This window comes from Streptacidiphilus cavernicola, from assembly GCF_042510955.1.
Classification (GTDB): Bacteria; Actinomycetota; Actinomycetes; order Streptomycetales; family Streptomycetaceae; genus Streptacidiphilus; species Streptacidiphilus cavernicola.
This window is the reverse complement of the sequence record NZ_JBHFAB010000003.1, coordinates 382,006-394,035: the sequence shown is the minus strand read 5'-3', so window position 1 is coordinate 394,035 and position 12,030 is coordinate 382,006. Positions and strand designations below refer to the sequence as shown.

Here is a 12,030-nt window from a genome sequence, read left to right as displayed (position 1 = left end):
GCCGCCGAGGACATCGAGGTCCTCGGCGGCGGGCGGCGTCCTGCCTGCGCTCAGCCGCACCACCACAGCACCGGCGTGCAGCTCGGCGAGGCGGAGGGGGTAGGCCTCGGCGAGCGGGTCGGCGAGGGCGACGCGGACGGCGGACGGGTGGCCGTCGGCCGGACGGACGCCGGGGCCGAGGCGCTGCGGGCAGCGGTCGGGGTGGCCGAGGAGGACGCGGTGGCGGGGGTCGCCGAGGGCGCGTGCGTGGCGGAGGGGGCGCCGTCGGCCACCGCCTCGGTCGAGATCGCCACGCCGCTGACGCCCGGTGACGCGGTGGCGGAACCGCTCGCCCCGGCCGGGCCGCCGGTCTGCCCGGCCCGGGGGCCCGCCGCCGGGGCCCCGGAGGAGGTGAAGGCGACCGCGCCGACGCAGCCGACCGCGACCACCCCGGCCGCGGCCAGTGCCAGCGTCCAGGTGCGCCGGGATCCGCCGCGCCGTCGGCGCCGCCGGCCGCGGCCGGACGGGCGGGGCGAGGCGGTCGGCGGGAGCGCACTGCCGGGGTCCGGGTCCGGGCCGGGACCCTCGGCGGCCGTCGGCTGCTGCGGTCCCGTCGCACCGGCGGCGGCCAGCTCGGCGGGCCGCCCGCATCCAGGACATGACAAGGCGCCATTGAGATGGCGCCGACAGGTCGTGCAGTAGTTCATCCGGACTTCCGTGCAGATTGCTGGGAATGCTGCCGCCAGAGGCGTCCCTCGCAGCCTAGATCAGACGAATCGCGATCGAACAGATGATCAATGTGTGACTTGTGAGGAGAAACCGTGGCATCGCACCGGCCGCGGCATGGCGTCCGCCCAGGACGGGTACGGGGTCGCGCCTGATCCGGCGTCAGCCGGTGCCGCGGGCGGCTCAGGAGCGGAGCTTGGCCTCGGGGCCGAACCGGGCGACGGCCAGGGCCGCGGCGCCGACCAGGCCGGCGTCCGTGCCCAGGGCCGCCGGGACGACCCGGAGGCCGGAGACGAAGGAGAGGGTGGCGTACCCGGCCAGGTGCCGGCGCAGCGGCGCGAACAGCGTCTCCCCGGCCTGCGCCACGCCGCCGCCGATGACCGCGAGGTCGATCTCGACCAGGGTCGCGGTGGCGGCGATCCCGGCAGCCAGCGCCTGCGCGGCCCGGTCGAAGGCGGCCAGCGCGACCGGGTCGCCGTCCCGGGCGGAGGCGGCCACCGCACCGGCCGAGCGATCCGCCCCGGCGGGCCGCCAGCCGTTGCGCAGGGCGTGCCGGGCGATGGCCGTGCCGCTGGCGATGAGCTCGACGCAGCCGCGCGAGCCGCACGGGCACGGCTCCCCGTCCAGGTCGACGCTGATGTGGCCCAGGTGCCCGGCGTTGCCGGTCGGCCCGGGGTGCAGCGCGCCGCCCAGCACCAGGCCCCCGCCGACGCCGGTGGAGACCACCAGGCACAGGGCGTTGGCGTGGCCGCGGGCCGCCCCGCGCCAGTGCTCGGCCGCGGTCATCGCCACCGCGTCGCCGCCCAGCACCACCGGCAGCGCGCCCACCGCCGGGTGCCCGGCCAGCGAGCGGACCAGCGGGAAGTCGCGCCAGCCGGGGATGTTCACCGGGCTGACCGTCCCCCGGGCGGTGTCCACCGGGCCCGCGCTGCCCACGCCCAGCGCGGCCACCCGGCCCCAGCGCGGGTCGGCCGCGAGCAGGTCGACCACCTGGTGCGCCGCGCCGAGCACGGCCTCCGCCGTCCCGTTCGGCGGGGTGGCCCTGGTGACCTGGAACACCAGCGCGCCGTCCCGGTCGACCAGGCCCCCGGCGATCTTCGTGCCGCCGACGTCCACCGCCGCGTACAGCCGCTCGGCGGAGGCCGCCCGGTTCGGGGTTGTCAGGGCCGACGACGCATGCACAGGGGTGCCTCCGGGGCTCAGATGATGGGATCGAGTTTGCCGTTCACTGACAACGTTGTCTAGTTTAGGGCTGACAACGTTATCCCACGCCGCGCCGATCCACCGACTCCCGAGGTACTGCCATGCCGCCCGAGATACTGGTCAACCCGGTCCGCCGCTACGCCTGGGGGTCCACCCGGGCCCTGGCCGGATTCCTCGGCGCGGAGCCGACCGGCGAACCGCAGGCCGAGCTGTGGATGGGCGCCCACCCGGGATCGCCCTCGCTGGTCGACCGGGGCGCCGGGCCGCAGCCGCTGGACCGGCTGATCGCCGCCGACCCGCTGCCCGAGCTGGGCCCGTCCGTGCTGGCCCGGTTCGGTCCGCAGCTGCCGTTCCTGGCCAAGGTGCTGGCCGTGGGCCGGGCGCTGTCGGTGCAGGTGCACCCCAGCACCGAGCAGGCCGAAGCCGGCTTCGCCGAGGAGGAGGCCCGCGGCGTCCCGCTGGACGCGCCCGACCGCAACTACCGGGACCGCAACCACAAGCCGGAGATGGTCTGCGCGCTCGACGACTTCGACGCCCTGTGCGGGTTCCGCCCCTGCACCGAGACCGCGGAGCTGCTGGACGCGCTGGGCGTGCCCGCGCTCGACCGCTGGGTGAGGACGCTGCGCACCGCGCCCGAGCCGGAGGCGCTGCGGACCGTGCTGGCCGAGGCGCTGGCGGACGGGCACGGCGGCGGGACCACCCGCGCCGTCGCCGCCGCGCTGCCCGGGGCCGCGTCCGCCGCCGCGGCGGCGGGCAGCCCGCACCACGCGGCGCTGGCCGCCTGTGCGGCAGTGGCGAGCGACTACCCCGGCGACCCCGGGATCATCGCCGCACTGCTGCTCAACCACGTCCGGCTGCGGCCGGGGCAGGCGCTGTACCTGGGCGCGGGCGTCCCGCACGCCTACCTCGGCGGGCTCGGCGTGGAGGTGATGGCCAACTCGGACAACGTGCTGCGCTGCGGCCTGACCCCCAAGCACGTCGATGTGCCGGAGCTGCTGCGGGTGGTCGGCTTCCGGTCCACCGCGCCGGATCTGATCGACCCCCGGCCGGTCCCCGGCGCGGTCGGCGAGGAGGCCTACCCGGCCCCGGTGGACGAGTTCACGCTCACCCGGCACACCCTCACCGACGCCGACCCGGACGGCGTCACCTCGCAGGGGGTGGGCGACCGGGGCCCGCAGATCCTGCTCTGCGTCTCGGGCGAGGCGGACCTGCTGGCTGCCGACGGCGGACGGCTGCGGCTGACCCGGGGTCAGTCCGCCTACCTGCCCGCGGCGGCGGCCCGCAGCCGGGTGGTGTCGGACGGCGCGGTGCTGTTCCGGGTCGGCGTCCGGCCGGTCAGTCCAGGGTGACCGTGATCCCCATGGTGTGGGAGTAGAGCTCCGCCTCGGCCCGCAGCGAGCGGGAGACGCTCTCGCTCATCCGGAACCCGTGGCCCTCGCCCGCGAACAGCAGGTAGCGGTGCCACAGCCCGCGCTCGGCCACCACCGCGACGATCCGCTCGGCCTGGTCGGGGCGGCAGATGAAGTCGTCCGCGCCCTGCAGCACCACCATCGGACTGCTGATCCGGTCGGCGTGGCCGAGCGGGGAGACGCTGCGGTAGCGCTCCAGGTCGCGCGGCAGTTCGCCGATCAGGCTGTCCAGGTAGCGCGACTCGAAGTCGTGGGTCTGGTCGTAGGTCCACTCCTCGGGGGAGCTGATCGGGTAGTAGACCGCACCGGCGCAGAAGGCGTCGACGGAGGTCAGCGCGGCGAGGGTGGTCCAGCCTCCGGCCGAGCCGCCGCGGATCGCGGTGCGCGCCGGGTCGGCCAGGCCGAGGGCGGCCAGGTCGGCGGCCACCGCCACGCTGTCCTCGACGTCCACCACGCCCCAGGTGTGGTGCAGCCGTTCGCGGTACTCGCGCCCGTACCCGGTGGAGCCGCCGTAGTCGACGCTGGCGACGGCGAAGCCGCGGCTGCAGAACAGCGAGAACTCCAGGTTCGGGGTCGCGCTGGTGGCGCTGGTCGGGCCGCCGTGGACGTGCACCAGCAGCGGCGGGCGCTCGCCCTCGGGGGCGGCGCAGTCGAGGTGGGCCGGCGGGTAGTAGACGTAGTGCACCTCGCGGCCGTGCGGGCCGGGGGCGATCCGCCGCTCCGGGGTGGACCGCCAGGCCGCGAAGGGGTCGGCGGGCGCGGGATCGCACTCCACCGGGGCGCCGGGGGTGGTGTCCGAGTCGGCGTCGGCGTCTGGGTCGGGGCCGGTGAGCGGGATCCGCAGCACGGTGCGGCCTCGGGTGGGCGACCCGGCGATCAGCACCACGTGGTCCCCCTCCGCCGAGACGTCGCCGAACTCGGTCCAGCCCTCGGCCAGTCCGCGCAGCTGCGACCCGTCCCACAGTTCCAACCGCTGCTCGCCGACGCCGTGCCGCAGCACGACCCCGTGCCGGGTCGGCGCGAACCAGCGCCCGCCGACCTGCCACAGCGGTCCGGCGCACTCGCGCGGCATCGGCAGCACGCACTCCGGCTTGTCCGCGCCGCCGCCGGTGCCGCCGTCAGCGTCAGCGCCGCTGCCGAAGGTGATCCGGTGCAGGTTCCACCAGCCGTCCGGGTCGGCCATGGCGTAGAGGGCGCCGTCGTCGGCCCACTCGGCCTGCGGCACCGAGACGTCGCCGCCGCCGAGTACCCGGCGCGGGTCCACCGCGACGCCGTCGACCAGGTCGGCGACCATCAGGTCGGTGGTCTCCCAGGGCATCCGCGGGTGGTCCCAGCCGATCCAGGCGAGCCTGCGCCCGTCCGGGCTCGGCCGGACCCCGGAGAGGAAGTGGTGCGACCGGGCCACGGTCCGCAGCCGCGAGCCGTCCTCGGCGGCCGAGCCGTCCAGCGGCACGGCGACCAGGTCCCGGCTGGTCCGGCCGGCCGGGTCGGCGTCGTCGGGCCCGGTGGCCGAGCGGGTGGTCTCGCGGACGCACCAGACCTCGGTGCCGTCCGGGCCGAGCACCGGGTCGGCGTACCAGGTGCCGTCGGCGACCGGGGTGAGCGGGGCCGGTTCGGGCCGCGCGGACGCGCCGTCCCCGGCGTCAGCCGCCTCCGTCGCGCCGAGGGGGAGCACCGAGGCGCGGTAGAGCCGCTGGTCCCGGTGCTCGGTGAAGACCAGGGTGTGCCGCTGCCGACCGGGCACGACCAGGTACGGGCGTCCGCCGTAGCCCTGCACCAGGTTGCGCACCGACCAGCCGGCGCCCAGGACCGGGACTGGCTCGGCCGCGCCGTCCACCGAGCGCAGCAGCCGCACGGTCGCTGACGCCGGGTCGGCCCCGCACCACCAGGTCTCCGGGCCGACCACGGCGGGCCAGTTCCGGCCGCCGGACTGCGCGGCCGCCGCCTCGGCGGTGATCGGGGAGGGCCACTCGCCGTAGGACCGGACCTGCGCCACACCTGCTCCTTCGTCCGTCTTCGCCCGTGTCCGCCGGTACCGCCACGCACACCTGCCGCCGACGCTAGTCCGCGGTCCCCGGCTGCGGCAACCTCGTGGCGGCGGGTTCACTGCCAGTGCACCTCCTGTGGCCGCCGCCGCGGAGCGCCGCGGCGGCGTCTAGGGTGCGGAGCATCCGTCCGCCGCCCCGAGGAGGAACCCGTGAAGGTCCTGATCTCCGCCGACATGGAGGGCGCCACCGGCGTCACCTGCCCCGACGACTGCGCTCCCGGGCACGCCCGCTGGGAGTACAACCGGCGGCTGCTGACCGGTGACGTCAACGCGGCCGTGGCCGGCTTCGCCGCGGCCGGGGCCACCGAGATCCTGGTCAACGAGGCCCACGCGGACCAGCGGAACCTGCTGCTGGACCAGCTGGACGACCGGGCCTCGCTGCTGATCGGCACGCACAAGCCGCTCGGCATGATGGAGGGGATCGACCGCTCGCCGGACGCGGTGGCCTTCATCGGCTACCACACCGGCGCCGGGCAGCCGGGGGTACTCGCGCACACCTATCTGCCCAACACCGTCACCGAGGTCAGGATCGACGGCCGCCCGGCCTCCGAGGGCCGGATGAACGCACTGCTCGCGGACGAGTACGGGGTCCCGGTGGTGCTGGTCACCGGCGACGACCTGTGCTGCCAGGACGCGGCCGACTGGGCCCCGCACGCGGCCACCGCCGCGGTGAAGACCTGCGTCGACCGCTACTCGGCGGTCTGCCTGCCGCCGTCCCGCAGCGCCGGGCTGATCACCGCGGCGGCCCGGGACGGGCTGACCGCGCTGGCCGGGCGCGCGGCCGTCGGGGCCACGGCGGGTCCGACCGCCCCGCCGCCCGGCGGCTACACCTACCAGGTGTCCTTCGACGCCGCGCACCTGGCCCCGGCCGCGAGCTACATCCCGGGCGTGGACCAGATCGACCCGCTGACGGTGCGTTACACCCTGCCGACCATGTACGAGGCGATCCGCTGCTTCCGCGCGGTGACCCGGGTGGCGACCTCCGCCGTGGAGAACTGCTACGGCTGATCCGTTGTGGGAATCTTCCGCATGGGCTGCTCGGTGGTGTAGGAATTTAACTGAACACCACGACGGGGACGACCGGGAGGTCCTTGTGCGGGAGACGGAGACGGCGTCGGCGGTTCGACCGGCCGGGCCGAGCGCCACCGAGCTGCTGGGCCTCGCCGTGCGCCGCCGCAGGCGCGGCCTCGGCCTCACCCTGGAGTCGGTGGGGCGGCGCACCCGGCTGTCCAAGAGCTTCCTCAGCCAGCTGGAGTCGGGGCGGACCAACCCCACCCTGGACACCCTGACCCGGATCGCCGCCGCCCTCGGCAGCAGCCCCGCCTCCCTGCTGGGAGCCCCCGACGGCGACGCCCCGGCCGGGCCGCTGCCCGCGCCGCCCGCCACCACCCGCCGTCCGGCCCGCCCGGCCCGGCCGCTGCCGGTCGGCTCGGGCCGCTCGTACCCGCTGACCGGGCCGGAGGCCCGGCGGTACGAGGTGGTGATGTGCGACGGCACCCCGACGCACCACGAGCGGATGGTCTCGCACCCCGGCGAGGAGTTCTGCTACGTCGTCAGCGGCGCGCTGCGGGTGGAGCTCGGCGGCCGTCCCTGCCTGCTCCAGACCGGGGAGTCGCTGCACTTCGCCAGCGACACCCCGCACCGGCTCACCGCCCAGACCCCGGCCACCCGCTTTCTGCTGACGCTGTGACAGCGGGCCCGCAATCGACCTGACCTGGCGGACGGTCAGCCGGGGCCCGGCGACCTCCGGCTGACCGTCCGTCAGCCCAGCAGCAGTCGGACGTGCACCGCATCGTCCGCGCCCAGGCCGCGCAGCGCCAGCGCGGCGGCGCCGGCCGCGCCGTCCTCGGCGGCCAGCGGGGCGGCCAGGCCCTCGGCGGCGAGGCCGGACCTGACCCGGGCGGCGAGCAGGGTGGGGCGGGTGAGCAGCGACCCGGCCAGCACGAACGGCGCGTCGGGGTCCACCGGCCCGAGCGCCAGCGCGGAGCGGAGCAGCCGCTCCGCGGCCTCGGCCACGATCCGCAGCGCGACCGCGTCGCCCGCCCGCGCGGCGGCGTCCAGCACCGGGGCCAGCCCGGCGAGCCGGGCCGGGGCCGCGGCGTAGACCGCGCCGAGCAGCGCCTGCGGCAGGTCGTCCGACGCCGCCCCGGCGCCGTCGTCGCCCAGCAGCGCCCTGGCCACCGCCGGTACCAGCGCGGTCGGCTCCGCGCGGCCGTCCAGGGCGGACAGGGCCGCCCTGACCGCCTCGCGGCCGAGCCAGACGCCCGAGCCCTCGTCACCGAGCAGCCAGCCGTAGCCGTCGCAGCGGCGGACCGCGACGCGCTCCCGGAACAGCGCGGAGACCGCGCCGGTCCCGGCCAGCAGCAGCGCTCCGTCCGGGCGGACGGTCGCCGCGGCGAAGGCGACGGCGAGGTCGGTGACCACGGCCGGACGGCCGGTCAGACCGGCCCGCGCCCAGGCCGTCCCGGCCAGTCGCTCGGCCTCGGCCCGCCCGGCCGGGCCGGCTCCGGCCAGGCCGAGCACCCCGGCGGTGACCCGGCCGGGGTCCAGGCCCGCCAGGGCTCCGCACAGCGCCTCGGTGAGCGCGGCGGCCGGGTCCGGCGCGGAGTGCTGGTTGGCGCCCGCGCCGCTCCCCCGGCCGAGCACCTCTCCCTGCGCCGTGGCGGCCAGCGCCCTGCTGCCGGTGCCCCCGGCGTCCAGGCCCAGCACCAGCGCCGGGCCGGCGGCTGCTCCGGTCACACCCGCTCCGACAGCTCGACCGCGACCACTCGGCGCGGGGTCGGGTGCACGCAGGCGTGCTCCTGCTCGACGCCGGAGGTCCGGCCCAGGGTCGGCCGGGCCGCCGTGCAGGCGTCGTCGGCGAAGGGGCAGCGCGGGGCGAACAGGCAGCCGGGGGGCTCGGTCCGCTCGTCCAGCGCGGCCAGCGGCACCAGCCGCTCGGGTCCCGGCAGTTCCAGCCCGCGCAGCACCGGGATCGCCGAGAGCAGGCACTGGGTGTAGGGGTGCACCGGTGCCTGGACGACGCTGTCGGTGGCGCCCCGTTCGACCACCTCGCCACGGTAGATGACGTGCAGTTCGCCGCCCTCGCCGACATACCGGGCGGTGGCCACGTCGTGGGTGATGAACAGCAGCGAGATGCCGAGGTCGGCACGCAGGTCGCGGAGCAGGGAGAGGATGCCGAGCCGCATCGAGACGTCGATCATCGACACCGCCTCGTCGGCGATCAGCACCTCCGGGTCCACCGTCAGCGCGCGGGCGATCACCACCCGCTGGCGCTGGCCGCCGGAGAGCTGGTGCGGGTACTTCGGCAGCACGCCGCCCGGGTCCAGGCCGACCAGTTGCAGCAGCTCCGCCGCCCGCGCCCGCACCGCCGCGGAGCCGCCGTCGCGGCCGGTCTCGCCGGCCCGCATCCGCAGCGGGTCGCCGAGGGTCTGTGCCACGGTCCTGGTCGGGTTGAGCGCCGAGTACGGGTCCTGATGGATCATCTGGATCCGTCGGAAGTACGGCGCCCGGCGCCGCTGCGAGAGCCCGGACAGCTCGACGCCGTCGATCACCAGCTCGCCGCCGTCGAAGGTCTCCAGGCCGGTGAGGATCTTGCCGAGGGTGGTCTTGCCGCAGCCGGACTCCCCGATGAAGGAGACCGCCCCGCCCTTGGGCAGGGTGAAGTCCACCCCGCGCAGCGCCCGCACGGTGCGGTCGCCGCCGAACGAGCCGCGGCTGCGGTAGGTGCGGGTGATGTTCCTGGCCTCGATCACGCCTCGGCTCCCGTCGGTTCGGCGTGGCATGCCCGGCGCCGGTCGGGCGCCCAGGCGAGCAGCTCCGGCTCGGTCTCCGCGCAGACGTCCATCGCCAGCGCGCAGCGCTCGCGGAAGACGCAGCCGGTCCTGGGCACGGTGGTCAGGTCCGGCGGCCGTCCGGGCAGGGCGCGGGCGGTGGCGGTGTCGCCGGTGATCCGGGCGGTCGCAGTGATCAGCGCCCGGGTGTAGGGGTGCGCGGGGTGCTGCAGCAGCTCGGTGGTGGGGCCGTCCTCGACGATCCGGCCGCCGTACATCACCACCAGCCGGTCCGCGAGTTCGGAGACCACGCCCATGTCGTGGGTGACCACCAGCGTGGTCAGCCCCCGTTCCCGGTGCACGGTGCGGACGATGTCCAGCACCGCCGACTGGGACAGCATGTCGAGCGCGGTGGTGGGCTCGTCCAGCACCAGCACCTTGGCGTTGAGGACCAGGGCCAGCACGATGCCGACCCGCTGCCGCATCCCGCCGGACAGCTCGTGCTGGTAGGAGTCGAGCACCCGGTCGCCGTCCAGGCCCATCCGGTCGGCCAGCTCCTTGGCCCGGTGCACCAGCTCCCGCAGGTCCTTGACGTCATGGGCGCGGCCCAGGTCGAGCAGCTGCTTGCCGATCGTCTTCAGCGGGTTGAGCGAGTTCTGCGAGGCCTGGAAGACGTAGCCGAGGGCGCCGCCGCGGACCCGGCGCAGCGCCTTGCCCTCCAGCTTGGTGACATCGCCGACGCCGTTGACCTCGATGCTGCCCTCGCTGATCCGGCCGGGTGCGGGGACCGCGTTCATCATCGACAGCGCCAGTGTGGACTTGCCCGACCCGGACTCGCCGACCAGGCCGGTTATCTTCCCGGTCGGCAGGTCGACCGAGGCCCGGGAGACCGCGGGCAGCTCGCCCTGGTCGGTGCTGTAGAGGACGGTCAGGCCGCTGACGCTGACCTCGGCCGCCGTGGTCAGGGTGTCCGTCATGACCGCTCCCGGAGCCGGGGGTTGAAGAGTTCGTCGACGGCGTCGAGGAAGAGCACGATGCCGAGGGTCAGCAGCAGGATGCACACCAGCGGCGCGAGCAGGTAGCAGAGCGCGTCCGGGCTGTTGATGGCGCCGCCGGAGAAGACCGCCTCGTTCAGCATCACCCCCCAGTTGCTGCTGGAGAAGGGCACCACCCCGAGGAAGAACAGGCCGACCTCGGCCCCGATGAAGCCGATCACCGAGAGCAGCAGGTTCATCGCCACGAACGGCGCGATGTTGGGCAGCAGCTCCTTGACGATGATGTGGCGGTTGGAGAGGCCGAGTCCGCGGGCGGCCTCCAGGAAGCCGCGTTCGCGCAGCGACAGGGTCTGCGAGCGCACCGCCCTGGACACCCCGCCCCAGCCGGTGATCCCCAGCACCAGGCCCATCTCCAGCGGGTTGCCGAAGCTCCAGATGGTCGACAGCACGATCAGCAGCGGGAAGCCGGGGATGGTCAGCACGAAGTCGGTGGCCCGCATCAGCGCGGAGTCGGTCAGGCCGCGGTGGTAGCCGGCGATCAGCCCGGCGCCGGTGCCGATGACCACGGTGATCAGCGCCGCGAAGGCCGCGGTGAGCAGCACGTAGCGGGCGCCGACGACCACCTCCTGGAGCACGTCGGAGCCGGCGAAGTCGGTGCCCAGCCAGTGCGCGGAACTGGGCGCGGCGTAGATGGCGTTGGGGTCGACCGCGAGTTGGCCCGGGTAGAGGTACGGGCCGACGATCCCCATCAGCGCGAAGAACAGCAGGATGGCCAGGCCGATCACGCGGCCGGGCCGGCGCAGCACCACGCGCCGGGCGGAGGCCAGGAAGGTGCGGCTCGGCCGTGGCGCGGCCGGCGCCGCGGCCAGGGTGGATGCGGTCATCTGTCAGCGCCTCACACGGGGGTCGATCACCGAGTACATCAGTTCGGCGAAGATGTTCGCCACCACGATCGCTACCGTGATCAGCAGGAACGCCCCGCTCATCAGCGGGTAGTCGCGGTTGCCGATGCTCTGCAGCAGCAGGTTGCCGAGCCCGGGGTAGTCGAAGATGTCCTCGACCAGGATGGACCCGGCGAACATGAAGCCCAGCGACAGCGCCAGCACGGTGAACAGCGGCAGGATCGCGTTGCGGGCGATGTAGCGCATCCGGGTCACCGGGGTGATCCCGCGCAGTTCGGCGGCCAGGATGAAGTCGTCGCCCAGCACCGACACCACGCTGGACTTCATCGCCAGCATCCAGCCGCCGTAGCTGAGCAGGACGTAGGTCGCCACCGGCAGCACCGCGTGGGTGGCCAGCGAGGCGATGTAGGGGCCGTTGAATCCGGGGGTGAGCGTGACGTCGCTGGTGTCCCCGTACGGCAGGACGCCCCAGAGCGTGTGGAACAGGAAGACCAGCAGCAGCGCCAGCACGAACGAGGGCACCCCGGCGACCAGCGAGCCGGACAGCGTCAGCAGCCCGCCCCAGCGCGAGGAGCGGCGCACCGCGGCGACCACCCCGGCCGTGATCCCGATCAGGAAGCTGATCACCAGGGCGGTCAGCACCGGGAACACGGTCCAGGGCAGCGCGGACCAGATCACATGGGTGACCGGCACCCCGGAGTAGGAGATGGAGACTCCGAGGTTGCCGTGCAGCAGCAGTTTGAGGTAGCCGCCGTACTGCTGCAGCAGCGGCTCGTGCGAGGTGAAGCCGTAGATGCCGGCGACCTTGCTCCTGGCCACGTCGGGGGCCATGCCCTGCATGATGTACTGCTGGTACTTCACATCGCCCGGGTTGCCGGGGAGGGAGTGCACCAGGAAAAACGTGAACGTCGCGACCAGCCAGACCATGACCAGCCCGGCGGCCAGTTTCCCGGCCAGCCTTCGACCGAACCCCTTCACGCGCTCCCACCTCCTTTC

11 protein-coding genes are annotated in these 12,030 nt (G+C 75.0%); 3 read left to right on the top strand and 8 right to left on the bottom strand.

Going from position 1 to position 12,030, the window contains the following annotated elements:
• Nucleotides 1–50: 50 nt before the first annotated feature.
• Together ACEZDE_RS33745 and ACEZDE_RS06200 are read right to left on the bottom strand one after the other, a co-directional pair.
• Complete coding sequence (locus ACEZDE_RS33745) at nt 51–686, bottom strand: SCO2400 family protein (RefSeq protein ID WP_449341701.1); 636 nt, start codon at nt 684–686, stop codon at nt 51–53.
• A gap of 202 nt (nt 687–888) precedes the next feature.
• Nucleotides 889–1,887 carry an ROK family protein gene (locus ACEZDE_RS06200; RefSeq protein ID WP_380533299.1) on the bottom strand — a complete coding sequence of 333 codons (999 nt, stop codon included), beginning with the start codon at nt 1,885–1,887 and terminating at the stop codon, nt 889–891.
• 122 nt (nt 1,888–2,009) lie between these two features.
• On the opposite strand from ACEZDE_RS06200, the gene manA reads away from it, so the two are divergent.
• On the top strand, nt 2,010–3,257 hold the full coding sequence (gene manA / locus ACEZDE_RS06195) for a mannose-6-phosphate isomerase, class I (protein WP_380533297.1): 1,248 nt from the start codon (nt 2,010–2,012) through the stop codon (nt 3,255–3,257).
• Here manA and ACEZDE_RS06190 read toward each other — a convergent pair.
• The gene (locus tag ACEZDE_RS06190; protein WP_380533296.1) at nt 3,244–5,313 is read right to left on the bottom strand and encodes an alpha/beta hydrolase family protein; all 2,070 of its coding nucleotides are present in this window, start codon (nt 5,311–5,313) and stop codon (nt 3,244–3,246) included. The genes manA and ACEZDE_RS06190 overlap by 14 nt on opposite strands.
• A gap of 201 nt (nt 5,314–5,514) precedes the next feature.
• Here ACEZDE_RS06190 and ACEZDE_RS06185 point away from each other — a divergent pair, with 201 nt between their 5' ends.
• Together ACEZDE_RS06185 and ACEZDE_RS06180 are read left to right on the top strand one after the other, a co-directional pair.
• Nucleotides 5,515–6,372: a M55 family metallopeptidase gene (locus ACEZDE_RS06185; RefSeq protein ID WP_380533294.1), complete on the top strand. Its 858-nt coding sequence runs from the start codon at nt 5,515–5,517 to the stop codon at nt 6,370–6,372.
• Nucleotides 6,373–6,457: 85 nt separating this feature from the next.
• Nucleotides 6,458–7,054: a helix-turn-helix domain-containing protein gene (locus ACEZDE_RS06180; RefSeq protein WP_380533292.1), complete on the top strand. Its 597-nt coding sequence runs from the start codon at nt 6,458–6,460 to the stop codon at nt 7,052–7,054.
• A 71-nt stretch (nt 7,055–7,125) separates the two neighbouring features.
• Here the strand turns inward: ACEZDE_RS06180 and ACEZDE_RS06175 are convergent, their stop codons facing one another.
• The 5 genes from ACEZDE_RS06175 to ACEZDE_RS06155 are packed head-to-tail and all read right to left on the bottom strand — an operon-like array spanning nt 7,126 to nt 12,012.
• On the bottom strand, nt 7,126–8,103 hold the full coding sequence (locus ACEZDE_RS06175) for an N-acetylglucosamine kinase (RefSeq protein WP_380533290.1): 978 nt from the start codon (nt 8,101–8,103) through the stop codon (nt 7,126–7,128).
• The gene (locus ACEZDE_RS06170) at nt 8,100–9,119 is read right to left on the bottom strand and encodes an ABC transporter ATP-binding protein (RefSeq protein ID WP_380533288.1); all 1,020 of its coding nucleotides are present in this window, start codon (nt 9,117–9,119) and stop codon (nt 8,100–8,102) included. Before ACEZDE_RS06170 ends, ACEZDE_RS06175 begins: the two co-directional genes overlap by 4 nt.
• Nucleotides 9,116–10,114 carry an ABC transporter ATP-binding protein gene (locus tag ACEZDE_RS06165; protein ID WP_380533287.1) on the bottom strand — a complete coding sequence of 333 codons (999 nt, stop codon included), beginning with the start codon at nt 10,112–10,114 and terminating at the stop codon, nt 9,116–9,118. Before ACEZDE_RS06165 ends, ACEZDE_RS06170 begins: the two co-directional genes overlap by 4 nt.
• Complete coding sequence (locus ACEZDE_RS06160; RefSeq protein ID WP_380533285.1) at nt 10,111–11,016, bottom strand: ABC transporter permease; 906 nt, start codon at nt 11,014–11,016, stop codon at nt 10,111–10,113. Before ACEZDE_RS06160 ends, ACEZDE_RS06165 begins: the two co-directional genes overlap by 4 nt.
• Before the next feature lie 3 nt (nt 11,017–11,019).
• A complete protein-coding gene (locus ACEZDE_RS06155; protein ID WP_380533283.1) occupies nt 11,020–12,012 on the bottom strand; it encodes an ABC transporter permease in 993 nt (330 codons plus the stop codon).
• Between the last annotated feature and the right edge of the window lie 18 nt (nt 12,013–12,030).